The following is a 23,676-nucleotide window of genomic DNA, read 5'->3' as shown; positions in this document are numbered from 1 at the left end:
ATAATCACATGACAAAGTCGGAGAATTAACTTTTCTGGCTTTTTTTTATTTAGTAATACGGAAGCTTGTTTGATAAGATCGCACTGATTTGGGTAAACTATATTCAAGTCAGAAGTGTAGTTGGGTTGAAATAAATAAGCGGAAAGCGGATAAAAGTATGGTAATTTCATCAAGATCTTATTATAATTGTTATAGGCAGAAAATGATTCTTTACTATTTTGATTGAGTCATTTCCGGATTGAATTTTCTCAAAAGGACTGGAAGCTATAATGAATAAAAAGGATGCACAAAACGCTGCAACAGCAAGTGATTGTAACAAAGACAGTGAAGAAAGATTAAGAAGGCTGGTGGATATCCTGCAGCATCCTTCCGAGTCCATTCAGGAATTTTTGGATTATGCCTTAAAACAGGCCATTGAGTTGACAGAAAGTCAGATTGGCTATATTTATCATTATCATGAAGATCGGAAAGAATTTGTTTTGAATACCTGGTCGGTGGAAGTCATGAAAGATTGTAAGGTCGAAAAACAGGAAACGACCTATAAGCTGGATAAAACCGGAATCTGGGGGGAAGCAGTGCGACAGCGGCGGCCGATTGTAATTAATGACTACCAGGAAAGAAATCCACTGAAAAAGGGTTGCCCCAAAGGACATGTTCCGTTGACAAATTTTTTGACGGTGCCAATTTTCAAAAATAAAAAAATTGTTGGGGTCGTGGGATTGGCCAATAAAGAAACCGATTATGATGAATCTGATATTCTTAACATTACATTGCTAATGAAAGCGGTCTGGACTGTTACTGAGAGTAAAAAAGTAGAAGAAGCGCTCCGCAGCAGTGAGGAAAAACTGAAGACCATTATCGAAACATCACCGGATGGCATTGCTATTTCATCGATGGACGGAATGGTTGAATTTGTTACGGCTCAATCGGTGGCAATGTGGGGATATGACTCGCCCGATGAGATGATTGGCCGGAATATTCTGGAGTTTGTTCATGAGAGTTATCACGAAAAAGCCATTTATTTTATGACTGAAATGATTAACGGTCATTTAACGGGTGCGGCAGAATATCTGATGGTTAAAAAAGACGGAAGTTTGTTTTACTGTGAAACCAATGCGAATGTACTCAAAGATAAGAATAAAAATGCGATTGGGGTTCTTCATATCGAACGCGATATTACTGAACGAAAAAAACTGGAAGAGGAACTAAAAGATCTGGCTATAAAAGATCAGCTCACGGGTCTTTATAATCGTCGTAAAATTGATCAAGTGCTGATGAAAGAAAAGGATGAGGCCGACTATTTAGCAGTGATTATGGCGGATATTGATATGTTTAAACTGGTGAATGACGAATATGGTCATTTGGTAGGGGATCAGGTATTGATGGAGATTGCGGCAATTCTGACAAAGGGTATCCGGAAAACAGATATTCTGGGTCGTTGGGGCGGAGAAGAATTTATTATTATCTGCACCGATACAGATCTGGAAGGGGCAACCGTTCTGGCAGAAAAACTAAGGGAATTAGTGGCTGCACATTATTTTAATGGTGTCGGAAAGAAGACCTGTTCGTTTGGAGTTGCCCAGTTGCGAAAAGATGAAACCATTGATGAATTGCTGCTCAGGTCTGATCTGGCCCTGTATCGGGCCAAAGAACGGGGCAGAAATCGAGTCGAACAAGAGATTTGTCGAGCGAATACAATAAAGAAATAAATTATCACAAAAAAAACAAGGGGTTAATAAACCCCTTGGACATGTTTAAAGACCTCGGTTTTTAATTTCTTCGTCGCACTCAGTGATGGATTCTTTGAGCTTTTTTGATTCAGCGTCAAATTCTTCCATTTGAGCGACAATTTTTCCGCTTGATACATGCATCCCGGATTGCTTAAAAATAAAGCTGCGTTCATTTTCAACATCTTCCAGGTCTTCTTTTAATTTGGCCATTTTATTCTTGAGTTCAATGTCGCTTAGTTTACTTAATTCTTCCATAGTTGTTCTCCTGTTATTTAAAATGATTCTTTTCTTAAGTATAACATGGTCAATTTTTTAATGCAACCGGTTAAACAAGTGACATTAAAATCGATTTAATTATTATCAAGTGTAAATCTTTCGCTTTTTTGTCAGACAGACGGTATAATAGAATTATTGAAATGAGGAATCCTGACCATCAAGAATAACGAAAAGTAACGAACAGGTGCATCCGATTTGTTAAACAATTCGGATGAACACTTGACTAAACGAAAGGAAGAAGGTAAAGAAGTGGCGATTTCAGAAAAACCGCTATTTAAAAAATTAATTCAATTTCTACAAGAAGACAGCATCTTAAATCAAACAGTAAAAAATGAAATGCTGACAAAAAATATGCAGCGGATCATCGGCTTTGAATTAGTCACCCTGCTGGTGAATCTGACAGTGATTGCAATCTTGTCATTTGCTTTTCAACCGACGACATCAGTCGAAACATGGTGGGCCAATCGCATTGTGATGCTCCATAGCGTAAGTGCAATCTGGGTCAGTCTGATGTGTATGATAACATTATATGGCAACCGCAAAAAAAATCGTCTGATCAACACGAAGATTATCCAGAATATATTTTTTATGTACATTCTGGTCTTCGGGATTGCGTTGGTGACGGTTGATCAGGCGATTACCAGTAATATCACGCCATTTCTGTTGGTGTGTACGATTATTGGGGTATTCATCCTCAACCGGCCTATCGATGCGTTTGTCCAATACCTGGTGGCATACATTTTCTTTTTTATTGCCATTGCTCAATACCAGACTGAACCGGCAGTTTTAACCAGTAATCGCCTCAATGGGCTGGTATTTGTGGCAATTGGTATCTGTGCCACAACGCTAATCTGGTATTCGGAAAGAAGCAATATCCTGCAAAAACGGGAGATTCTGGATCAACAGAAAAAACTGGAATTGGTGGCTTACTACGATGACCTGACAGGACTCATTAACAGGCGCAAATGGATTGAACAGCTTAATGAGGAGATTGAGCGAATGAAACGGTATCGTCATTCGAGCAGCATATTGTTACTGGATATCGACAATTTCAAGGCAATTAACGATCAATATGGACATCCGGTCGGAGATATCGTTCTTCAGGAAATAGCTGCTCTGGTAAAAAAAGAATTGCGGATTTGCGATCGTATTGGTCGATGGGGGGGCGAAGAATTTATTATTTTGCTCGTTGAAACCCCGATCAAAGAAGGCATTGCCATCGGCGAAAAAATGAGAACTGTGATTGAAACAATGACGATAGCGGTCGATTCACATTCGATTAAGATAACGCTCAGTATTGGGGTCGCCAGTCTGGATTGTGAAAAGGACTTTTTAACGAGTTATAAGAAGGTTGATCAAGCTCTTTACCTGGCAAAAAATAATGGCCGAAACCGGGTCGAGTTTTGTCAATAAAAATAATAATACAGGAAATTAACAGGAGGATACAATGGAAACTATTCATGAACAAAAAAACAAATTTTATATTGGTGTCAACGAAGAGGAACCCATTGGCTTATTAAATTATCATATAGAAGGTGAGCTATTTATTATTGAGCATGTCTATGTGACCAGGGAACTCAGAGGGCAGGAGCTGGGGGTCAAGCTGGTGGCCAAGGCGGTAGCATTTGCCCGAGAAAATAAGCTGAAAATTATCTCATGTTGTTCCTATGCGGAAAAGGTGCTGACCGAAAATCAGGACTATCATGATATTATGTCGGTTAGTAACGACTGAGCGACTAAAGAATAGCTATAGAATTATTTGATTTAATCATAAAAATAATCTAACTCAGGGAGTTACATATGAATGTTTTAGTTGCCGAAGATGAAAACGATATCCGAAACCTTTTAAAACTTCATCTTGAGGAAAATGGTTATACGGTCTTTAGTGCTGCTGATGGTTTGGAAGCCTTGGCGATTTTTAAAAATAATGCCATCAATTTAGGGATATTCGATGTGATGATGCCCCGGCTGGATGGGTTTAATCTGTTGCGAAAAATCCGGGAAACCAGTCAGATACCGGTAATCTTTCTGACCGCCCGGGGAAGTGAAATGGATAAGGTACTGGGGTTGGGTCTTGGTGGTGATGATTATCTGGTCAAGCCTTTCAGTATGGCCGAACTCATCGCCCGAGTTAGCGCTCATCTCAGACGTAACTATGAATATTCAGATAATAATCAGATGATGAAGCCCCACCTGAATGTTGGGAACTTATGTCTTGATGAGGACGGCTGTTGTCTTTATGTGGATGGCGTTTTGGTGGAACTCAGTGCCAAGGAGTATTTGATCCTACAGTTTTTAATGAAAAACCCGGACAAAGTTTTTACTAAAAAGCAGCTCTACCGGCAGGTTTGGGAAGAAGAGCTTTACTATGATGATAACACCATTATGGTTCATATCAGCCGGTTGCGCAATAAATTAGAAGCAGATCCCAGAAATCCGGAGTATATCAAGACAATTCGCGGAATTGGCTATAAATTCCAGCTACCCAAGGTTCCCTAGAATGAAAAAGAGGATTCAAAATCGCTTTGTCGCGGATTACATCCTGATGTTTTTAATCTCCACCCTGATTGGTGTTTTTGCGGTGACGCTGTTAAGCTTTGCCAGCGATGTGATCTCCAAGAATCTGGTTAATCATAACTACACGGCAGCAAAAATCATGACCGATGATCTGTCAGTTATGGATGTGGAGCCGGTGCTGGCAAATGGCGGTGGGGTTCAAGTGGTCACTAAAAATTACGAGGTCATTTTCAGCCAGGGAATAAACAATTTACCAGCGATGTTAAACCCGGAAACATTTACCGACTTTTTAACCGCCAGTCACGCCAAGGGTAACCCCTACAGTTACAGTATTGCTTATAATCCCAGAGCGGAATTCTGGTTAGTGGTCACCTTTCCCACCTCCATTCGCATTGATTTTGCGATTGTTCATAATCCTGATTTTTCATCGGTGGATACCCAGGGGGTTGTCGGCGTCATTCTGGCCATCATTTTGTTTTACTTAATTTTATTGGGAATCAGTACGGTTATTTATTCGAAGCTGACCTCACTGAGTATCATTAATCCCCTTAAAAAGCTGTGCAGCAGTGCCAGCCGGTTAAAAGCAGGGGATTATACATCACGCGTTGACTTGAATCTGGATAATGAATTCGGAGAACTGGAAACCATTTTTAATGAAATGGCTGATGAAATTGAAAAAGAAATTGCCTTAAGAAAACAAAGCGAAGAAAATCGGAAGAAGCTGATTTTGGACATTTCCCACGATCTCAAAAATCCCCTGGCCAGTATCATGGGCTATGCAGAACTCTGTTTAATTAAAAAGGAAATGACCACGGAACAGCGGCAGGCTTATCTGACCACGATCTATAATAACAGCAGCCGGGCTAACCGTCTGATGACTGATCTGTTTGAACTGTCTAAAATCGAAGCCCCGGACTACATATTAGTTAGGGAAAAGCTGGATTTTGTTGAATATCTGCGGGAACAAATGGGTGCAGCCGTGGCAGGTCTGGATAGCGCCGGATTTTTTTATGAATTCGAGCTTCCCGATCACGAGATTACGGCAGCAGTGGACCGACAGCAGATGAGTCGGGTGTTTGAAAATCTTGTAGATAACGCCATCAGCCATAACCCAGTCGGCACCCGGATTGACCTGATTATGATAGATCATCCTGATATGATTGAGGTTCGTTTTAAAGATAACGGGGTCGGAATCCCTGTGGAGTTAAGTGATCAGGTTTTTGAGCCCTTTGTTAGGGGCGATCCGGCCAGGTCTTCAGAAAACGGGCGGACCGGTTTGGGTTTAGCCATCGTCAGAAAAGTGATGGAAGCCCATGGCGGATCCATCAAACTGGCAATTGAGAATATGGTCGGGAGTGAATTCATTTTGCTTTTACCAAAGAGTTAAGATCGAGTTAAGATTAAAAACAGCTTCATGTATGAATCGCTTGCTATAGTAATGGTAAGGGATTACATGAAGCTTTTTCATGTGACTCCATTAAAATGTGGAGGTAGAGAAATTGGAAACATTGGACAGTCATTTTTATAATTGGTTTGGGGTATTATTTTTTATGGTACTTTACGGAGCGATCTTGTTGTTTATGCCATTTTACAAAAAAATGGATCAGAAGCCGGCGGGCACCTATCTGGCGTTTGTGATCGCCTTTGCCATCGAAATGCATGGAATCCCCTTCAGCATGTATGTGATTTCCTGGATGATTGGCAAAAATCTGCCCGAAGGGGTTTTATGGGGACACACGCTTTTTGATGCCATCGGTTATGGGGGGATGTACATTAATATTGCCTGTGGGGCAGTTGGCATATTTTTAATCATGAATGGCTGGTATAATATTTACAAAAAATACTGGTCCAAGGAAAATGGAACCGGAACCCTGGTGGAAACCGGAATTTATAAATATATTCGCCATCCCCAGTATACTGGTCTACTGTTATTATCATTCGGGATGATGGTGGAATGGGCGACCTTGCCGCTGTTGATTTTATACCCGGTGATGGTTTTTATGTATGTTCGACTGGCAAAAAAAGAAGAGCAGGATATGATTGCCGAATTTGGAACAGATTATCAGGATTATATGCAAGGTACAAAAATGTTTATTCCTTACCTTGTTTAATATATCAGTACGATAATAGGATATCAAACAGTAAAAAGACAGGTATTTACCTGTCTTTTTGCTGTTATACCATTGCTTTTAGTAATTTATAGCCGTATAATGAGCGAGCCGTGAAAAAATAACAAAGCAGTCTATAAAGCTTGGCGAAAAACGTTTACATGAATTCGAAAGTGGTATATTATTACAACGAGTTTGTTTAGGTATTAAAGATAAAATGCTTTGCGAAGCCAAGTGAAGCAGAACAATAAAAGGGAAAAGAAAGGGGAAACTATGAAATCAATCCGGCTACGTCTTATCACATTGTTTACCGCACTCGTTTTGGCAGTTACAGGCATTTTGGGGGTTGTCGTTGTCAATCAGTTTGCCAGTGTTCTGGAAGAGGATGCCCATGCAGAATTACAGAATATGGCAGAAGTACAAGCGCGATATATTCAAGCCAGAATAGATAATCAATTAAACTATATGGAGGGTCTGGCTCAAAATTCAATTATTCTGAATCCGGCTGTGCCTCAGGAACAGCGGGTTGCTTTTTTTGAAGGCGAAGCCGCACGAGTAGGCTATGATGCCTTTGTTTTAGCGGATTTGGCTGGCAACGGTGTTACCCAGAGTGCTGCTGGCGATACGGTTAACGTTGCTGACCGAAGTTATTTTAAAGGGGCGGCCGCTGGTGTTCCGACGGTATCTGATATCACAATCAGTCGGGTAACCGGAGAACCGGTACTGCTATTTGCGACGCCGGTCTATCAAAATGGCGTGATTACAGCAGTCCTTTATGGAAGACGAGAAGGGAAAACCTTAAGTAGTATTGTGAGCGAGGTTACCTATGGGGAAACGGGCTTTGGCTCGCTGATAAACAATGATGGAATTGTTGTGGGCAATGCGAATCTGGATCTGGTTAAGCAGCAATTTAGCTTTGCCAAAGCAGATGAAGAGAATTCAGATTATACCGAGTTAGCTGAATTGGTGCGAAGTAAGATAATAACCCGGGAACCGGGGTCTGGAGATTACAGCCTTGAAGGAAAAGAATTTTTAGTTGGTTTTGCCCCGGTCGAAGGTACCCCATGGATATTGTCAGTAGCCATGGATCAGGCTGAGCTCGATGCCCAGGTGGCAGAAGTCAGAAATACGATTATTACCGTAATTATTCTGGCAATTATTGCGGCGGCATTTGCTGTATTCCTGATCAGCGGCACGATCGCCAAACCGATTGTGGCAACGACCGAAGAATTAAACCGTCTGGCGGGCTTTGATTTTCGGCACAATGAACATTCCAATGCCGGTAAGTATATTAATCGTCAGGATGAAATTGGCACCATGCTCAAGGCTGTGGCAACCATGCAGCAGAATGTTCAGGATAATCTGATCGACAAACTTGAACATATTTCCCAGGGGAACCTGGATGACGAAATTATCATGGTCGGTGACAATGATCAGGTCGGACCAGCCTTGCAGGATACCCAGGGAGCCATCAAAACGCTGATCACTGACACCAATATGTTAGTTAGTGCTGCAGTTGAGGGCCGGCTGGATGAACGGGCTGATGCATCAAAGTATAACGGTGATTACCAGAAGGTTATCGCTGGGGTCAACCAGACCCTTGATGCGGTGGTTGAACCCATTAAAGAAGCCTCCGGTGTTCTGGAAGCCATGGCAAAAGGTGATCTGGAACAAGATATGCAGGGCGATTATAAAGGGGAACATGCCGCTATTAAAATCTCTGTCAACAAGACCTTCGCCAGCATTAAAATGCTGGTCAGCGATACCAATCATTTAGTGGATGCAGCCGTGGCTGGTGAGCTCGATACCCGGGCGGATCGATCCAAACATCAGGGCGAATACGCCAAAATTATTGCCGGTGTCAACGCCACCTTAGATGCGATGGCAGAACCCATTAAAGAAGCTTCCGGAGTGCTTGAAGAAATGGCGCAGGGTAATCTTGATCAAGGCATGGAAGGCAATTACAAAGGGGAATATGCCATTATCAAGGATTCCGTTAATCGTACCTTTGACAGCATCAAAATGCTGGTGGGTGACACCAATAGTCTGGTCGAATCGGCAGTCGCCGGGGATCTCAATGCCCGTGCCGACACACTCAAACACAGCGGTGAATATGCCCGGATTGTGGCCGGTATTAATGCCACACTGGAAGCCATGGTGGCACCGATACAGGAAGCCAATACGGTGCTGGAAGAAGTGGCCAATGGCAGCCTGAAACTGAGAATGGCAGGGGAATACAAGGGCGAGCATTCGGCCATCAAAGATTCACTCAACAGTACGCTGGACTTTTTACAAGGGATTGTTGATGAAGTCTCTGATATTTTAGATCAGATGGCCAATTCCAATATGGCCGTCAGCATCACTGGCGACTATAAAGGCGATTTTGAGCCAATAAAAACGGCCCTTAACCACATTATTGAATCTTTCAATGGGATCTTAAAAGATATGAACGAAGCGGCCGATCAGGTCTCGGCCGGAGCCTCACAGGTATCGGATGGCAGTCAGATGCTGGCTCAGGGTTCAACCGAACAGGCCGCCGCCATCCAGCAATTGAGTTCGTCGATTGATGAAATTGCGGATAAAACAAAAGACAATGCCAAACGAGCCAGTGAAGCTAACATGCTATCCACCACAGCTCAGGAAAAAGCGCAAAGAGGAAACGACAGCATGCGCCAGCTCCAGGAATCCATGGCTGAAATCAACCAGGCTTCTGGCAATATTTCAAAAATCATCAAGGTCATCGATGATATTGCTTTCCAGACCAATATCCTGTCGCTGAATGCCGCTGTGGAAGCAGCCAGAGCCGGCCAGCATGGCAAGGGTTTTGCTGTGGTAGCAGAAGAAGTTCGTTCCCTGGCCGCTCGAAGTGCGGAAGCAGCCAAAGAAACCACCGTCCTGATCGAAGGTTCGGTGAAAAAGACCGAAGGCGGTACGGTCATCGCTGATGAAACAGCCATTGCCCTGGAAGAAATTGTGGCAGAAATTACTAAAGCAGCCCAATTAGTTCAGGAAATTGCGGAAGCATCCAATGATCAGGCCACCAATATCACCCAGATTAATCTGGGCGTGGATCAGGTATCGCAAGTTGTTCAGGGAAATACGGCAACAGCCGAGCAATCGGCGGCAGCCAGTGAAGAATTATCCGGTCAGTCGCAGTTGCTCAAGGAAATGATCTCGCAATTTAAACTTAAGAGATAAAATTTAAAGTAAAATCAAAAACAAAAAGACAAGGAAAAATTTCCTTGTCTTTTTGTAGGTACAGGTGCTTTTTCCTTGGCAAATGAAAGCGCCGTCAGAGAAAATGCTTTTTATTCTTCTTTAGCCCAATCATCAAAGCCCTGCATGACCTTATCATAGGTCTGCTGGGAGATTTCGGGAAGTTCCCCGCCAAAGGCTTCTTTGGCACTTTCAAAACCTTCTTTAAAAGCATTTCGGAGGGTTTCAAGCTTGCTTTTATCACCGCCGGAGAGAGCCTTGGCAAAATCAACAATCCGTTCTGAAGTTTTGTTTACGCCAAAATAGCCGTCTTCGGAAATCGCTTCCTGGGCAGCCGCCTGAGTTTCAGAATCTACCGTGATTTCAACGTCTTTTCCGGCGGCTAGATCTTTCAGAACCTGATTAACCTTTTTGCCCTGTTTTTCAATCATGGCTTCAACCATTTTTTTGAATGACTCGGTATTGCGGGAAAAATCTGCCTTCATTTCGTTTATCTTTTTACGGTCGACGGTGTAGGTTCCGATGTCTTCGGAAGTAGCGGTGCCAAGCTCAATGGAGTCAAGTTTTTGCACAACTGGCTGGACTTTATCGACAGCCTCGGGTTCAACTTTGACGTCAGCATTCTGGGTGACTCCTTTTGTCTGAATCGCTTGATTCAAAGCTTTGTTCGCATCAATTGCATTTGTATTCATAACAGCCTCCTTTATAAATATTAAAATAGTTTATTAGCTTCTCTAGACTATATCGACAAAAAGCAGCTAAAAATAACATTATTTTTAAAATAATAACAGATTTTAAAAATGTCCCTTCAGCAGTTACACTGAAAGGACATTTTTTATAGTACCTGTTTTAAGGGGGACAGGGCTCTTAATGGTTTGTCAGGATGTTTTGCGTTTGCTTCACAGCTGTCACCGTGCTTTTTATATAGTAGATCAGATTCGCAGGAAACAGGTTTAATATGATCAGCTGCCACATTTTGCAGGTAAGTCGCAAAGTATTCATTAATTATGGCGGTGTCATCTGGTTCATTAGAGCTGCTCGCCGCAAATCCGGAAAGAAAAGCCAACCATGGCCGGGTATTTGCTTTCATGTCTTTAATCCACTTCATTTTTATGAACCTCCTGTTATGTAGTTGAAATTTTTGTAAAGGGAGACTTGAGTAGTCGCTGTGGTTTTTATCAAAGAAACTCTGATTTATATTCATTCGTTCTTACTATTAATATCGCCATTTTTTGATATTACTTTAGGTTAAATGATCAAATAAGACAAAACTGGGAAGAATATTAAAATAATTAAGATTCTGTATTGAGAAAAAGCAAAGGAAATTTAAAACGCTATTTTTAAATAAATAACGATAAAAGCAAAAAACAAGGTGATCGAGAGGCACATTTCATTAAAACCAAGTTCGAATGAATTAATGAAAGCCAGGCGATTTGTCTTTTTAAATAAGCCGCGATAAATAAGCAAGCCCAGGAGTATTGATCCAAAGAAAAGTAGCATTTTTATAACGTAAGACCGAAGGTCAACAGTCAAATCGACGTTAAAAAGGATGGCAATCAGTTGGCTGCCAAAAATACCACCGAGAAAACACAGTATGCTCAGGGTTAAGACAACCGCTTTTTCCAAAATATCGGAGTCGGCAGTTTCTTTTTTGCCCGAATGGCCGAAAAGCAACTGGCCATATTTAATAAAGACAACAATGGTTCCCAGATTGATTAGAATTAGACCATATTCAATCCAGGTACCGCTTGAACCAGAAGCGATTAAATATTTAGAGATACTGCCGTTAAATAAAGGGGCACCAATAATCCCCAGAATTGACAAGATGGTCGCCACCCCGACGGCTGGCATGTGTTCAAAGACACCGTTTACCTCGTTAAGATTCCGGGTCTTGTACTCAGAGATGATCATCCCGGCAGTGAGAAACAGGGTCGATTTAAAAATAGCATGATTCATCAGATGATAGAGTCCGCCCCAGTAAGCCACCGGATTGTCTAGGTTAATACCAATCATAATGACGCCAATCTGAGAAACGGTTGAATAAGCTAATAGGAGTTTGATATCTTTTTGAGCTAAGGCCAAGATAAAACCGGCGATGGCCGTGACAAATCCGAGGATCATAAAAAGTTCGGAGGTATCAATCAGGGGTGAAAAAGCTATCTGTAACCGCAGGAACACGTAGATGCCGGTTTTAACATATAAACCGGATAAGATGGCCGAAACCACCGACGGGGCACTAGGGGTACCGTGAGCCTTCGGCAGCCAGCTGAAAAGCGGCATTAAAGCAGCTTTTAAACTTACTGCGGTAATCATAAAGGCATAAGGCAGAATCAGGCTTTGGGGGTCTTTAACCTGGCTGAGAGCCGTTTCCAGAGCATAAAAATCGAGCACACCAATTTTTTTATAAAGCATCCCCAGACCCATCAGGAAAAATGACATCGCAACCACATTGATCAGAAAATACATCAGCCCATCATAAATTGCGACATTAGCCTTCTTATACATGATCAGAATGGTGATGATCAGGGTGGCGGCTTCAATCAGAACAAAAATGTTAAATAAATCATTTGAAAGAAAAATACCAATAATCAAGCTTTCCAGACTGAGAAAAAGAAAGAAAAAAAGGTGGTCGGCATAGTTTTTATTGTGAACAAAGATTACCATCGCCAGGAATAAAAAACAGCTCAGAAGAATCATCGCCGAGGCCAGTAGATCAGCTCTTAAGGTGATCCCGATGGTATCTGGCCAGCCGCCAATATTTTCCAGGATGGTGCCATTTTTACGCACATCAACAAAGATCTGGGTGACGTAAACCAATAAGGCCGCCTGAAAAAGAGCGATGATTTTTTTTGCGGTATTGATGGATATCAGCTTGGCGACGGTGCCTAAAATAATCGGTAATAAAATAACCCAATGCAAATTAATCATAGCGATTCCTTTTTTTCATAATTTTTTGCCAGTTGGTGGATCTAAAACGATGATAGAGATGAATAAACATCGTCAAACTAGCAGCCGTTACCCCAATGCCAATGACAATATCCGTAATCATTAAGGCCTGGGGGAGTGGATCTGCGACTTGTAGGGTCTGGGCGATATCGCCAATCGGCGGGATGCTACCCGGGGCTGTATTGGCTGAAACAAAATATAAAATAACAGCCACCTGCATGATGCTGATGGACATAATCGATTTGATGATGTTTCTTCTGGCGATCAGGCCATAGACGCCCACAAAAAAAAGTAAGATGCTGATGGATTCTCCGTTAATATAGATCATTAAATACCCCCTTCATAAAAGGCAAACCTAAAAAAAATGATGGTAAAACCGCTGCAGACTTTTAAGCCGATTAAAAAATTCATGACGATAAGATAGGTCAGGTTCATCAGTTCTGAGTGGTTGGCGGTGGTGGCGAATAAAAAAAAAGCCGGGTAAAGAATAATGCAGACAAAAAGAATCTTTTCCGCCGTTTTTAGGGTTTTTAGTTGGATGCAACGATCCGGCTCGACCAGATATCGGGTGATAAATACCGAAGCCAGCACGGCGCCGCCCTGGAATCCGCCACCGGGACTGGCATGACCATTTAAAATAATGTAAAATCCAAACAATAAAATAAAGGGATATAAAAGCCCTGTCATTTGCGAAATAATTTCAGAACGGTCAGTCATCGGTGCGCCTCCACGAAAAAATAATGACGGCCGAGACACTGACGAGCAGAATCAGGGTTTCAAAAATACTGTCAAAAACCCGGTAATTAAGATAGATCGCCGCTACTGCATTTTGAGTATGGGTGTCGGCATGGAAATTTTCCAGATAAAAATCAGCGATCTGGGGATTGGCTACCAGATTGGCATCAAAATTAATAAAAAGCACCAGACTGGCAAGAGCCATGGCAAAAATCATGATTATAACTCTACGCTTCATTATCATCTCCTTCTTCACATCGAATTAAGTGAATGTTCAAGTCACCATGGTTATCATGTAAATAGTTTTCAACGGCGTCAATCTGATAGTCTTCAGCACAGCCATAAATCCAAATGTCCTGATCGGTATGATGGATGGCAAGATCAAATTTTTTCTGATCGAGAATGGTTTCAATAGACTCTCCAGAATAAATAATCTGCGGTTCCATTTCGCATTTGATCAAAAAAGCTTCGAGATTATTTAAAAACGGAGCATTGTTTTTTATGTAGCTAATATTATGATCGTTCTCGCTTTTAGAGTAAAAAATAGAGAAGACCTGATATTTTCGCAGTGCCACCAGATATAAAACCGTGGTGATCGTGCTTCCGATAATGGCTTCAGCAATGGCCACATCGGGAGCGCCATAGAGCAGATAGACAAAAGAGCTGACCAGTGAAAAAATACCCAGATAGACAACCGCCCGGCGCAGTTTTTTAGTATTCAGAGCAATGAGTGCCAGAACCACCAAAGTGATCAGAAAGATATTTTCGGTCATGGTCGGCTCCCCTGGTTAATGGCATAGCCACTTAAAAAAGCAGATCGGGCGATGGCGTGGGTGGACAGCGGGTTGGTGATCATCACCATCAGGGTAATTAGCAGGATTTTCATGGCGGCATAGCTGAACCCGGATAAAATAACGAAACCGATCATAATGGTCAGAAAGCCAACCGTTTCGATTTTGGCGGAGATTAAAATTCGTGAATAAAAATCTTTGAATCGAAACAGACCGACGACCCCTAAAGCCATAAAAATAAGGGCAATGGTGATGAGCAGATAAGCCAATAAATCGATCATGAGATGTCTCCTTTTTTTTCGATAAAGCGGGCAATCAGCACCGTGCTGATAAATCCTAGCAGCGCATAAACCAATGCCACATCCAGCAAATAGGATTGTTGCGTAATGATGGAAAGGATGACGATGGACATGATAATTTTGGCTGAAATGGCATTCAAACCGAGTAGACGATCCCAAATGGTGGGACCCAGAATGACCCGAACTAGCACAAGCGTAATATAGATGGCAATGACGAGTAGGGTTGTTTCTAAAAAGGTCATGAGTCGATCCTCCTTAAAATCATTTCGTAGGGGGAACAGCTTTTGCCTTCAGTAATATCGGTAAAGGTATTTTCGTCCTGAAAAGCCAGGATTTGAAGCAGGCGGCCATTCTTGCTAATGGTCACGGTTCCGGGAGTTAGGGTAATAGCATTGGCCAACAGACAAATACCCAGCTCGTTGCTGATACAGGTTTCATATTCGATGATCTTCACGGCGTCCTCACCTTTGATAATTTTTATAATAGCGGAAAAGCCGGATCGGTAAATTTGAACGAATAAATACACGGCGTAATGGAAAAGAACTTTGGGTTTAATGCCATAAGCACCGAGATAATCATCTTCCAGCAGATAACGATTGGTGAAGAGAAGGGCGACTGCTGAAAAAAACAGGCCGGTCAGGATTTGTGAAAAGGCCAAACTTTCATTTAAAATAAGCCAGAAGCCGGTAAAAATTAGAATCAAAACCAGGGTGCGAACCATTTTTTTCATATGAGCTCCTTTAATGTTGCGAAGATAACCATGGGCGTGGGTGTCATTATAATAAAGATAAGTCGCTTGATGTTAACGAATTTCATCGCGAACAAAGTCGGGGGAAACTGAATCAAGACCGCAGCGTCGGCATATGAAAATAAGGCCTGGATTAGAGTAACCAAGCCTCATAAATGTGATGCTGATAATTAACTAATACTTGTCCATCTCCATATCATCGAGGATGATACTTGGTTCCGACTTTGGTGCTGTAAGCGGTTTTACCGATGGTGCAGAAACTGCCCTGGCTGTTTTAACAGAGTCGCTTTTAGCTTTTAACTGGAAGGCATCCACCATATGTTTAAGCATTTCAGCTTGGCCAGAAAGTTCTTCACTAGCTGCAGCGCTTTCTTCAGCGGTGGCAGAATTAGTCTGAACAACCTGAGATACCTGTTCAATACCCTGGGTGATCTGAGCGATTTCAGAAGCCTGATCATTGGAAGCCTGGGCAATGGTGCCAACTAAACCAGCAACCTTATCAATTTGATCAAGAATCTCCTTCAAACTTTCGGCAGTGTCATCAGCAATTTTTGTACCGACGCTGACCTTGTCAATGGAGCCTTCAATTAAGCCGGTGGTTTCCTTGGCGGCTTCCGCACTTCGGGCGGCCAGGGTTCTAACTTCTTCTGCGACTACGGCAAAACCCTTGCCATGCTGACCCGCTCTGGCTGCTTCAACGGCGGCATTTAGAGCCAGAATATTGGTCTGGAAAGCAATGTCATCAATAACCTTGATAATTTTAGAAATATTGTTTGATGAATCATTGATATCGTCCATGGCACCGATCATGGTTGACATTTGACTGTTGCCTTTTTCGGCGTTGGTTCGAACATTGACAGCCAGTTCATTGGCTTCATTGGCATTCATGGCATTTCGTTTGGTCTCAGCAGCCACTTCTTCAATGGAAGCAGTCAATTCCTGGATGGCACTGGCCTGTTCAGTGGTTCCCTGGGATAAGGCCTGGCCGCCGTCAGAAATCTGTTTGGCGCCCATATCAACCTGGCCGGCGGCCACGTTGATTTCGGTCATGGTCTTACTGAGATTGCTGGTAATATCATTGAGGGCAGTTTTTATCGCCTGGAAGTCACCCAGATAATTGGTGGTGATTTGCTGATCCAGGTTTCCCCGTCCCATTTCTTCAAGGGTATGGGCAATTTCATCGACATAACGTTTCAGGAAGGCAACGGTTTGATTCATGTTATCTTTGATGAGCGTATAATCGCCGTTATAGTGACCAACCATACCGGTGTTCAGATTTCCCTGAGCCAGTTCTTTTAAGGTGGCAGAGGCTTCCTGAACTGGTTCGACAACGGCATCCAGGGTGGCATTGACGCCGTCTACAATCCGGGCAAAATCGCCCTGATGGCGGCTGGCGTCAGCTCTTTTATCCAAGCGACCATCAACACCAGCTTCAGCCAGCATCGTGGCATCGCTGATCAGGTTGTCGACAGATGTTTTAACTCGCCCCAAAGTATTGATGATTTCCTGGAATTGAGCACTGACTTCAGTGGTGTATTCGTCAGCTTCACCAATCGCCATATCAAAGGCCAAATCCCCTTGAGATAACCGGATCAGATTGTCGCCCAAACGGGATACTTCGTTTTTGGTATAGGTGCTTACCCGGATAATTGGAGTTAAGTCAGTGACAACTTCGACGAAGCCAATATTTTCGCCTTTTTTGTTTTTTAGATAGGCGGTATCCTGTTTATTGCTGCGGCCGACCCATTCGAAATAGCTGTCATTCAGGCCCTGGTCAACCAGACGTCTAATACCGCAGTTTTCGGTGCGGCAAATGTCGGCATTGGCATTGTAGCAGTCCATGCCACAGGCCGAATCACGATCATTAATGACTCCGTTGGTTATCATGAAATCTTCAAACGGTTTGTTCATAAAGGTCCATTTCATATCATTATCGGTAACGTGAATGGGAAAGGGAACGGCATCAATAATGGCTTCATACCAGACCATTTTGTCAACAACGGTATCCAGAGTGGCATTAACCCCTTCAACAATTTCTTTAAAACCGCCGCTAAATGCATCAGCGTCGCCGCGGGTTTGCCATTGGCCGGCGATGGCCGCATGGGACAGCATGGTTGCTTCACTGATCAGACTTCGGATTGTTTCGATGGTCAGTTTAAGAGCTGGAGCCAGCTCATCCTGAGAATCTCTTGGTTCTACATTTGTAGTGACATTGCCATTGGAAATCTGATTCATAGTTCCAATAACAACGGTTTGGATATCATCAGAAAAGGTATCCATGGATTCGGCCATTTCGCCAATTTCATCTTTGCGGTTCATATTTAGACGCATGGTAAAATGTCCCAGACTCATTTCTTTGATCATATGATTGGCTTGTTGCAGCGGTTTGCTGATCATCGAACGGAGCACTAAGCCGAAGATGATGGCAACCGCAAAAGCAATCAGGGTTACAATAATCATGGTGGTCATGGCGGCATTGGCTGCGGCTGCATCCAGTTCTGCGCCCTGTTGCGCTTCTTCCAATTTCATCGGCACCAGCTCATTGATCAGATCCATTTGTACCGATGCCGCTATTTCGTAAGCACCGGTATCGGCGAGTAGGGCGAAGGCTTCGGCATCCCGGTTCTGGATCGCCAGGGCTTTTACTTTTTCAAATTCCTGGGCTAAAACTTTTCGGGCTTCCACAAATTCGTCAAAAACGGCCTGCATCTCCGGATCAACAATGGTTTCCTGGAAAGCAGCGGCGGCCTCGTCGATTTCGCCGTTGCGGATGATAACCTTATCCGCATTGGACTGGATCAGCTCCGGACTGTTTTCAATAATCATATCCCGGACGATAACCCGCATCCGCTGATAGGATGTCGAAATTTGACCAACATCTGCAATTGGTACAGTCATCTCGTCATAAAGTATTTTGTTGGAGTTTTGAAGATTCTGCAAGTTCATGATTCCAAGGATTCCGACTACCCCAGTGATTAGGGCGACAATTATGAAACTCACCATTAATTTCGTCCCAATCTTCATATTGTACATCCATTTCATTTTGATGCCCTCCTAATATTAAGGCTAAAATTTTCCCTCTTCCGAATTCTATTTACCCAAATCAAATAAACAATAACAGCAAAAGAGAATAAGGTGATATAAAAAAAAGAAAAATATCGGAAGGCGGCTGAAAAATGAGACCGTGCAAATATGCATTGAACAGCAATAAGCCCCCAGGTTGTTCTGATCGAACAACCTGGGGGCTTGGTGTTAATATGAGGTAAAATGAATCATTAAACTGCTTTTTTACAAGACATCTTCATAAAAGTTTTGAATCATACCCAGATCTGCTTCAGTATTTATCCATCTCCATATCATCCAAAAGGATGCGTGGTTCAGCGGCTGATTTAGCAGCTGAGGGTTCCGGTTTTGAAACGGCGGCAGCTTTAAACGCAGTTTGGGTTGCAGTCTTGACTTTAAAGGCGCCCACCATTTCTTTGAGCATATCAGCTTGACCTGATAGTTCTTCGCTGGCGGCGGCGCTTTCTTCAGCTGTTGCTGAATTGGTCTGAACCACCTGTGAAACCAGTTCAATGCCTTGGGTAATCTGGGCGATTTCCGAGGCTTGTTCATTGGAGGCCTGAGCAATGTCACCGACCAGGCTGGTGACCTTTTCAATTTCAGCAAGAATTTCTTTGAGGCTGATGGCAGTTTCATCGGCAATTTCGGTACCCATGTTGACCTTGTCAATGGAGCCTTCGATGAGACCGGTGGTTTCCTTGGCAGCCTCAGCGCTTCTGGCGGCTAGGCTTCGTACTTCTTCAGCGACGACGGCAAAACCTTTACCGTGTTGTCCAGCCCGGGCGGCTTCAACAGCGGCATTCAGAGCCAGAATATTTGTCTGGAAGGCGATGTCATCAATAACCTTGATGATCTTGGAAATATCATTGGAGGACATATTAATATCGCTCATAGCAGATATCATTTTTGTCATTTGAGTATTGCCGACTTCGGCGTTGGTGCGAACCTCAATCGCTCGTTCGTTGGCTTCGTTGGCGCGCATGGCGTTTTTCTTAGTTTCGCCAGCGACCTCTTCGATGGAGGCAGTCAATTCCTCAATCGAGCTGGCCTGTTCGGTGGTGCCCTGCGCCAGCGCCTGACCGCCGTCAGAAATCTGTCGGGCACCGACTTCAACCTGTCCGGCAGCGACATCAATATCGGTCATGGTATGGCTGAGGTTGGTGTTGATATCATTGAGAGCCGTTTTAATGGCCTGAAAGTCACCCAGATAATAAGTGGTGATTTCCTGATTCAGATTGCCGCGACCCATTTCTTCCAGAGTGCTGGTTATTTCGGTAACGTATTGGCTCAGGAAGTTGATGGTTTGGTTTAAGGCATCTTTTATCTGGGCATGATCGCCACGGTAAGCACCGGCCATTTTGGTGTGCAGGTTCCCTTGGGACAATTGGGTGAGGGTAGCCGAGGCTTCTTCAATGGGAGCAATGACGGCATCCAGGGTCTGATTAAAGCCGTTGATGATTTTTCCGTATTCACCGGGGAATCCGGAGACATCGCCGCGGTTGCTTAAATTACCTTCAATAGCAATACTGGCCATTTTTTCAGTTTCAACCACCAGTCTCAAAATATTCTGAATCATCCCAAGAAGGGCTGGAATCAAGGTATCATTGTCACTGCGTTTGCCAATTTCTGACAATACTTTCAGATCACTCATATCACCATTGGCAATATTCGTCGATACTTCAACGACACGCATTAATCGGGTATGGACGTCATTAATCGAATGGCCGATTTCAGCATAGATGCCCAGATAATTGGTGGGCATGGTTTCTGAATAATCATTGAGGCTCATTTTTCTAAGGACCCGGTTACTTTCTTCCAGAGCACCCAAGCCGTCAATACAGGCATTGATGTTATTTTTTAAAGTATTAAAGTCGCCATTGTAGGTTGCTGTAATTTTTTCTGGAATTTGCCCTTTTCCGATGCGGTCAACATAGTCGCCAGCCACATTCAGTGGCCCTACCACAGCGTCGAGGGTATTATTGACACCGTCGACAATGTCTTTGAATCCGCCTTTGAACGCTTCCGCATCGCCCCGCGTGGATAGTTGTCCAGCAACGCCGGCTCGGGCCAGCATGGTGGCTTCGTCAATTAAACCCCGGATCGATTCGATGGTCTTTTTAAGGGCCGGCTTGATTTCATCCTGATTGTCAATGATTTCAATGTCAGCTGAGACATCGCCATCAGAGATTTGGTTCATCACTGCAATTACCTCAGTTTGAAGGTTATCGGCAAAACTATCCATGGCCATAGCCATTTCGCCAATTTCATCATTGGATTCCATATTAAGCCGAGCGCTTAAATGACCCAATCCCATTTCTTTGATCATATGATTGACTTTTTTAATCGGATCGGTAATCCGTTTGGCGATGAAATAGCAGAAGATAATGCTGATGGCCAAAACGACAATGGAGATCAGCACACTGCTTAAGATAGCGCCAGGCAGGGCTGACAGAACCTCGTCGGATTCCACTGCGAGAACCACCGTCCAATCCATGCCAGTCACCTTTGCGGAAGCCATGTAATACTCCTGATTGTTCAGGGTATAGGTCGAAGTGAAAGAATCTTGTTCCAATGCTGATCCAACCGCAACGCCGAACGCTTTATAGTTGGCATCTGTTTCGGCCAGAGTAATGGGGTTCATCTGATTGACAACATTATCCCGCTCGGGATGGGAGATGGCGGTACCGGTTGAATCAATAATATAAGTATAGCCGGTTTCACCGAATTTCATATTATCGGTGATGTCATTTAAGAACCAGGCATTGGCCACTGCCACCAGAACCCCGGCAATGGCACCATTTTCATAAATCGGCACTGAGTAGGCCATGATCAAGGCACCGTTGTCATCAGGGTTCACACTGATAACCGGATTCATGGTTCCCCGTTCACCAGCGGCTGAATCATGAAAATAATCCCGTTTGGTGATATCGACAATCTGCCCCCGGTCACCGTAGCTGTCGGACAGGTAAAGGTTGCCATTGAGATCAGACACTCCTATTCGCAGGAAGCGGTCGGAACTGCTGACGTCGTTTTTCAGCATTGCCATTTTTTCATTGATGGGGACGCTGCTGGAAAAAATCTTATCCCGGGAGGCGATCCCTTCAAGATAAATATAATTTTGTTCGTTGCGGCTGCTGATGATTTCAGCTGAATTCTGAGCCTGGGTAGTTAGTGATTTCTCAGCTTCAGTCACCACAGCATTAGTTAAGGCATTAATAGAGACAAAGGTAAAGACAGCACATACAACTAGAATCAGTCCGGAAAAATAAACCATTAGTTTTGTTCGAATGTTTTTCATAGATATCACCCCTTTTGTGTAAAAATAATTCTTGTCCGATAAAAATCAAATAATTGCTTTTGCTTTTTTAAAACTTTTGTTACAGGATATCCTTTTTTTCCTGATTGATCAATGGCTAATTCTGCCAAACAATAAATTTCTTTTAAAATTATGATTTGTTTTAGGTTGTATACCCTTAAAGGATTTTTTCATTCGTTCTTATTAGAAATCATGATGGAATAGTCAAAAAAATGACAAATGAAAAAAAAATCCGCTTCACGTAAATTAAGTGGTGTTAATTTACCCTTAAAACAAAAAAAAGAAATAGACATATTTTCTCTGATTTGTTAAGATGAAGTTACAGAAAAAAGGCGATTTGATCGAAATCAGGCGATGGCCGGAAACAATCACTTGGCCCAGGCATTTTATGCCCTGAAATAATAAAAACAAATAGCAGGAGGAAAAAATGGCAATTTTTGAACGTCTTAGTGACTTGTTAAAGGCGAATGTAAACGACATGCTGGATAAGGCTGAAGATCCGGAAAAAATGGTAAAACAGATTATCATTGACATGGAAGCTCAGGTTAATAGTGCCACCCAGGCATTGGGTGCGGCGATGGGCAGTGAAAAGCAGGCTTTAAAACAATTGGAATCGGCTAAAGCAGCTTCAGAAGACTGGAGTAAAAAAGCCAAAACCGCATTATTGGCTGGCAATGAAGAGCTGGCCAAAAAAGCCCTGGCGCAAAAAACCAGCGTCGATGGTGATTTAGTTCAGTTCCAGGCTGCCTATGACTCGATGAGCATGCAAGTTGGCCAACTGAAAGATCAGGTACGCCAATTAAAATCCAAGCTGGAAGAAGCCCGGATGAAACAGAACATGCTGATTGCCCGTTCTAAAATGGCCGACGCCCAAAAAAGTGTCAGCACCTCTTTAAATAGCACCGACAGCACCAGTGCCTTCACCAAGCTGGACAAGATGGAACAGAAAGTGAACGCCAAAGAAGCTGAAGCCCAGGCCTTTACCGAAATGGCGGGCGAAAATACCAGTCTTGAAGACGAGTTTGAAGCACTGGAACAAACATCAGCGGTTGATGATGAACTGGCCAAGCTTAAAGCTGAATTGGGAATAGCATAGAACGATGGCATTTATTATTGGAATACTGATTATGGTTGCCGGGATTGGCTACGCTGTTTACGTTTTAAATAAAAGCAAGACAAAAGCCCAGGAAATCCAGTTTCAACAGACAACCTGTATTAAAGATGTTTTGGATATTGTTGGCGATCTATCCAGTCTGGATGAGAATTACCGGCATTACAGTGAGGTGAAGGGTCACCTTCACAGTGTTTCAGGGGATGTCGAAGCACCATTTTCGCAACGGCCAGTAGCCTATTATGAAAATGAAGTATTTTCCGTGCATGAAGAAACCAGAACCGAACGGGATGATGAAGGAAACACCAGAACCATTACGGATAAGGTGGAAAGCTCTTTATCCAGTGAAAAAAGTCCGGTGGAAGTTTATCTTTCTGACAGCAGCTCAGAAGAAAAAGTATATATCGATATGGCCAGTTTTGGTGGCGATGTGGACTTAATGCCAGGCTGCAACCGCATGGAATCATCAGATTCCAACTGGGTCAGAGATAACTTCAATTTTAGCTTTTCAAACACCAGAGGATCACGTTTTCTGGGCTATCGCTTTTTTGAAGAAATTCTCCCGGAAGATCAGCCGATGTATATTCTGGGGGAAATTCATAAACGGGGAAACCGGTTGTACGTGGGACGTTCGGTGACAACTAAAAAACCATCACATGTGACCTATAAATCAGAAGAAGAATTACTGGATGATGTAAAAAACGAAAAATTTATCGCATTGGCTATTGCGATCGGCAGTGTCATTGCCGGAATTGCCGTGATGTTTCTATTTTCCTAAACCAAATTGGTTTAGGTAATTACTAATTATAAAGTAAACCCC

23 protein-coding genes are annotated in these 23,676 nt (G+C 43.1%); 9 read left to right on the top strand and 14 right to left on the bottom strand.

Translation table 11 applies throughout. The features are described 5' to 3' along the window. Nucleotides 1-269: 269 nt before the first annotated feature. On the top strand, nucleotides 270-1,709 hold the full coding sequence (locus Q7J41_RS12455) for a diguanylate cyclase (RefSeq protein ID WP_304888587.1): 1,440 nt from the start codon (nucleotides 270-272) through the stop codon (nucleotides 1,707-1,709). Between the two features lie 45 nt (nucleotides 1,710-1,754). Here the strand turns inward: Q7J41_RS12455 and Q7J41_RS12450 are convergent, their stop codons facing one another. After that, nucleotides 1,755-1,985 carry a hypothetical protein gene (locus tag Q7J41_RS12450; RefSeq protein ID WP_304888586.1) on the bottom strand — a complete coding sequence of 77 codons (231 nt, stop codon included), beginning with the start codon at nucleotides 1,983-1,985 and terminating at the stop codon, nucleotides 1,755-1,757. Nucleotides 1,986-2,225: 240 nt separating this feature from the next. On the opposite strand from Q7J41_RS12450, the gene Q7J41_RS12445 reads away from it, so the two are divergent. The 6 genes from Q7J41_RS12445 to Q7J41_RS12420 all read left to right on the top strand — a co-directional run bounded on the left by Q7J41_RS12445 (nucleotide 2,226) and on the right by Q7J41_RS12420 (nucleotide 9,829). Next, on the top strand, nucleotides 2,226-3,419 hold the full coding sequence (locus tag Q7J41_RS12445; RefSeq protein WP_304888584.1) for a GGDEF domain-containing protein: 1,194 nt from the start codon (nucleotides 2,226-2,228) through the stop codon (nucleotides 3,417-3,419). 34 nt (nucleotides 3,420-3,453) lie between these two features. Continuing rightward, the gene (locus Q7J41_RS12440) at nucleotides 3,454-3,738 is read left to right on the top strand and encodes a GNAT family N-acetyltransferase (protein ID WP_304888582.1); all 285 of its coding nucleotides are present in this window, start codon (nucleotides 3,454-3,456) and stop codon (nucleotides 3,736-3,738) included. Between the two features lie 68 nt (nucleotides 3,739-3,806). Further along, nucleotides 3,807-4,505: a response regulator transcription factor gene (locus tag Q7J41_RS12435; protein WP_304888581.1), complete on the top strand. Its 699-nt coding sequence runs from the start codon at nucleotides 3,807-3,809 to the stop codon at nucleotides 4,503-4,505. Between the two features lies 1 nt (nucleotide 4,506). Beyond that, nucleotides 4,507-5,910: a HAMP domain-containing sensor histidine kinase gene (locus Q7J41_RS12430; protein WP_304888579.1), complete on the top strand. Its 1,404-nt coding sequence runs from the start codon at nucleotides 4,507-4,509 to the stop codon at nucleotides 5,908-5,910. Between the two features lie 112 nt (nucleotides 5,911-6,022). Next, nucleotides 6,023-6,634: an isoprenylcysteine carboxylmethyltransferase family protein gene (locus Q7J41_RS12425; protein ID WP_304888577.1), complete on the top strand. Its 612-nt coding sequence runs from the start codon at nucleotides 6,023-6,025 to the stop codon at nucleotides 6,632-6,634. A gap of 270 nt (nucleotides 6,635-6,904) precedes the next feature. Further along, complete coding sequence (locus Q7J41_RS12420; protein ID WP_304888575.1) at nucleotides 6,905-9,829, top strand: methyl-accepting chemotaxis protein; 2,925 nt, start codon at nucleotides 6,905-6,907, stop codon at nucleotides 9,827-9,829. A 110-nt stretch (nucleotides 9,830-9,939) separates the two neighbouring features. Here Q7J41_RS12420 and Q7J41_RS12415 read toward each other — a convergent pair whose 3' ends face one another. From Q7J41_RS12415 to Q7J41_RS12355, 13 genes are all read right to left on the bottom strand, one after another. Continuing rightward, nucleotides 9,940-10,539, bottom strand: a complete 600-nt coding sequence (locus tag Q7J41_RS12415) for a hypothetical protein (protein ID WP_304888573.1) — start codon at nucleotides 10,537-10,539, stop codon at nucleotides 9,940-9,942. A gap of 143 nt (nucleotides 10,540-10,682) precedes the next feature. Next, entirely contained in the window at nucleotides 10,683-10,955 is a 273-nt protein-coding gene (locus tag Q7J41_RS12410) for a hypothetical protein (RefSeq protein ID WP_304888571.1), read from the bottom strand. 218 nt (nucleotides 10,956-11,173) lie between these two features. Further along, nucleotides 11,174-12,775, bottom strand: a complete 1,602-nt coding sequence (locus tag Q7J41_RS12405; protein WP_304888569.1) for a complex I subunit 5 family protein — start codon at nucleotides 12,773-12,775, stop codon at nucleotides 11,174-11,176. Continuing rightward, the gene (locus Q7J41_RS12400; RefSeq protein ID WP_304888568.1) at nucleotides 12,768-13,121 is read right to left on the bottom strand and encodes a sodium:proton antiporter; all 354 of its coding nucleotides are present in this window, start codon (nucleotides 13,119-13,121) and stop codon (nucleotides 12,768-12,770) included. The genes Q7J41_RS12405 and Q7J41_RS12400 overlap by 8 nt, the downstream gene beginning before the upstream one ends. Beyond that, nucleotides 13,121-13,510: an MnhB domain-containing protein gene (locus Q7J41_RS12395; RefSeq protein WP_304888567.1), complete on the bottom strand. Its 390-nt coding sequence runs from the start codon at nucleotides 13,508-13,510 to the stop codon at nucleotides 13,121-13,123. Before Q7J41_RS12395 ends, Q7J41_RS12400 begins: the two co-directional genes overlap by 1 nt. Then, on the bottom strand, nucleotides 13,503-13,766 hold the full coding sequence (locus Q7J41_RS12390; protein ID WP_304888565.1) for a hypothetical protein: 264 nt from the start codon (nucleotides 13,764-13,766) through the stop codon (nucleotides 13,503-13,505). Before Q7J41_RS12390 ends, Q7J41_RS12395 begins: the two co-directional genes overlap by 8 nt. After that, the gene (locus Q7J41_RS12385; protein WP_304888563.1) at nucleotides 13,756-14,301 is read right to left on the bottom strand and encodes a DUF4040 domain-containing protein; all 546 of its coding nucleotides are present in this window, start codon (nucleotides 14,299-14,301) and stop codon (nucleotides 13,756-13,758) included. Before Q7J41_RS12385 ends, Q7J41_RS12390 begins: the two co-directional genes overlap by 11 nt. Next, on the bottom strand, nucleotides 14,298-14,600 hold the full coding sequence (gene mnhG, locus Q7J41_RS12380; protein ID WP_304888561.1) for a monovalent cation/H(+) antiporter subunit G: 303 nt from the start codon (nucleotides 14,598-14,600) through the stop codon (nucleotides 14,298-14,300). The genes Q7J41_RS12385 and mnhG overlap by 4 nt, the downstream gene beginning before the upstream one ends. Further along, nucleotides 14,597-14,860 carry a monovalent cation/H+ antiporter complex subunit F gene (locus tag Q7J41_RS12375; RefSeq protein ID WP_304888560.1) on the bottom strand — a complete coding sequence of 88 codons (264 nt, stop codon included), beginning with the start codon at nucleotides 14,858-14,860 and terminating at the stop codon, nucleotides 14,597-14,599. Before Q7J41_RS12375 ends, mnhG begins: the two co-directional genes overlap by 4 nt. Next, nucleotides 14,857-15,348 (bottom strand): Na+/H+ antiporter subunit E, encoded by a 492-nt coding sequence (locus Q7J41_RS12370; protein ID WP_304888559.1) that lies wholly within the window; start codon nucleotides 15,346-15,348, stop codon nucleotides 14,857-14,859. Before Q7J41_RS12370 ends, Q7J41_RS12375 begins: the two co-directional genes overlap by 4 nt. Before the next feature lie 192 nt (nucleotides 15,349-15,540). Then, a complete protein-coding gene (locus Q7J41_RS12365; protein WP_304888557.1) occupies nucleotides 15,541-18,408 on the bottom strand; it encodes a methyl-accepting chemotaxis protein in 2,868 nt (955 codons plus the stop codon). Nucleotides 18,409-18,700: 292 nt separating this feature from the next. Next, nucleotides 18,701-21,727: a methyl-accepting chemotaxis protein gene (locus Q7J41_RS12360; RefSeq protein WP_304888555.1), complete on the bottom strand. Its 3,027-nt coding sequence runs from the start codon at nucleotides 21,725-21,727 to the stop codon at nucleotides 18,701-18,703. A gap of 5 nt (nucleotides 21,728-21,732) precedes the next feature. Beyond that, nucleotides 21,733-21,855, bottom strand: a complete 123-nt coding sequence (locus tag Q7J41_RS12355) for a hypothetical protein (RefSeq protein WP_304888553.1) — start codon at nucleotides 21,853-21,855, stop codon at nucleotides 21,733-21,735. A gap of 317 nt (nucleotides 21,856-22,172) precedes the next feature. Between Q7J41_RS12355 and Q7J41_RS12350 the strand changes: the two genes are divergently transcribed. Together Q7J41_RS12350 and Q7J41_RS12345 are read left to right on the top strand one after the other, a co-directional pair. Beyond that, on the top strand, nucleotides 22,173-22,841 hold the full coding sequence (locus Q7J41_RS12350; RefSeq protein WP_304888551.1) for a PspA/IM30 family protein: 669 nt from the start codon (nucleotides 22,173-22,175) through the stop codon (nucleotides 22,839-22,841). A gap of 4 nt (nucleotides 22,842-22,845) precedes the next feature. Then, entirely contained in the window at nucleotides 22,846-23,634 is a 789-nt protein-coding gene (locus Q7J41_RS12345) for a GIDE domain-containing protein (protein ID WP_304888549.1), read from the top strand. The last annotated feature ends 42 nt before the right edge of the window (nucleotides 23,635-23,676 follow it).

Origin of the sequence: Acetobacterium sp. (genome assembly GCF_030652775.1) — a bacterium.
Lineage (GTDB): Bacteria > Bacillota > Clostridia > Eubacteriales > Eubacteriaceae > Acetobacterium.
The sequence above is the reverse complement of the archived record's forward strand: the minus strand, read 5'-3'. Positions and strand labels throughout refer to the sequence as shown.

What these genes read in the sequence shown, in the direction of transcription:
- Q7J41_RS12455 (WP_304888587.1), top strand. Translation starts at nt 270, where the DNA reads ATGAATAAAAAGGATGCACAAAACGCTGCAACAGCAAGTGATTGTAAC.
- Q7J41_RS12350 (WP_304888551.1), top strand. Translation starts at nt 22,173, where the DNA reads ATGGCAATTTTTGAACGTCTTAGTGACTTGTTAAAGGCGAATGTAAAC.
- Q7J41_RS12430 (WP_304888579.1), top strand. Translation starts at nt 4,507, where the DNA reads ATGAAAAAGAGGATTCAAAATCGCTTTGTCGCGGATTACATCCTGATG.
- Q7J41_RS12435 (WP_304888581.1), top strand. Translation starts at nt 3,807, where the DNA reads ATGAATGTTTTAGTTGCCGAAGATGAAAACGATATCCGAAACCTTTTA.
- Q7J41_RS12385 (WP_304888563.1), bottom strand. Translation starts at nt 14,301, where the DNA reads ATGACCGAAAATATCTTTCTGATCACTTTGGTGGTTCTGGCACTCATT.
- Q7J41_RS12410 (WP_304888571.1), bottom strand. Translation starts at nt 10,955, where the DNA reads ATGAAGTGGATTAAAGACATGAAAGCAAATACCCGGCCATGGTTGGCT.
- Q7J41_RS12395 (WP_304888567.1), bottom strand. Translation starts at nt 13,510, where the DNA reads ATGACTGACCGTTCTGAAATTATTTCGCAAATGACAGGGCTTTTATAT.
- Q7J41_RS12345 (WP_304888549.1), top strand. Translation starts at nt 22,846, where the DNA reads ATGGCATTTATTATTGGAATACTGATTATGGTTGCCGGGATTGGCTAC.
- Q7J41_RS12365 (WP_304888557.1), bottom strand. Translation starts at nt 18,408, where the DNA reads ATGAAATGGATGTACAATATGAAGATTGGGACGAAATTAATGGTGAGT.
- Q7J41_RS12405 (WP_304888569.1), bottom strand. Translation starts at nt 12,775, where the DNA reads ATGATTAATTTGCATTGGGTTATTTTATTACCGATTATTTTAGGCACC.
- Q7J41_RS12420 (WP_304888575.1), top strand. Translation starts at nt 6,905, where the DNA reads ATGAAATCAATCCGGCTACGTCTTATCACATTGTTTACCGCACTCGTT.
- mnhG (WP_304888561.1), bottom strand. Translation starts at nt 14,600, where the DNA reads ATGATCGATTTATTGGCTTATCTGCTCATCACCATTGCCCTTATTTTT.
- Q7J41_RS12450 (WP_304888586.1), bottom strand. Translation starts at nt 1,985, where the DNA reads ATGGAAGAATTAAGTAAACTAAGCGACATTGAACTCAAGAATAAAATG.
- Q7J41_RS12375 (WP_304888560.1), bottom strand. Translation starts at nt 14,860, where the DNA reads ATGACCTTTTTAGAAACAACCCTACTCGTCATTGCCATCTATATTACG.
- Q7J41_RS12390 (WP_304888565.1), bottom strand. Translation starts at nt 13,766, where the DNA reads ATGAAGCGTAGAGTTATAATCATGATTTTTGCCATGGCTCTTGCCAGT.
- Q7J41_RS12400 (WP_304888568.1), bottom strand. Translation starts at nt 13,121, where the DNA reads ATGATCTATATTAACGGAGAATCCATCAGCATCTTACTTTTTTTTGTG.
- Q7J41_RS12415 (WP_304888573.1), bottom strand. Translation starts at nt 10,539, where the DNA reads ATGAATACAAATGCAATTGATGCGAACAAAGCTTTGAATCAAGCGATT.
- Q7J41_RS12370 (WP_304888559.1), bottom strand. Translation starts at nt 15,348, where the DNA reads ATGAAAAAAATGGTTCGCACCCTGGTTTTGATTCTAATTTTTACCGGC.
- Q7J41_RS12440 (WP_304888582.1), top strand. Translation starts at nt 3,454, where the DNA reads ATGGAAACTATTCATGAACAAAAAAACAAATTTTATATTGGTGTCAAC.
- Q7J41_RS12360 (WP_304888555.1), bottom strand. Translation starts at nt 21,727, where the DNA reads ATGAAAAACATTCGAACAAAACTAATGGTTTATTTTTCCGGACTGATT.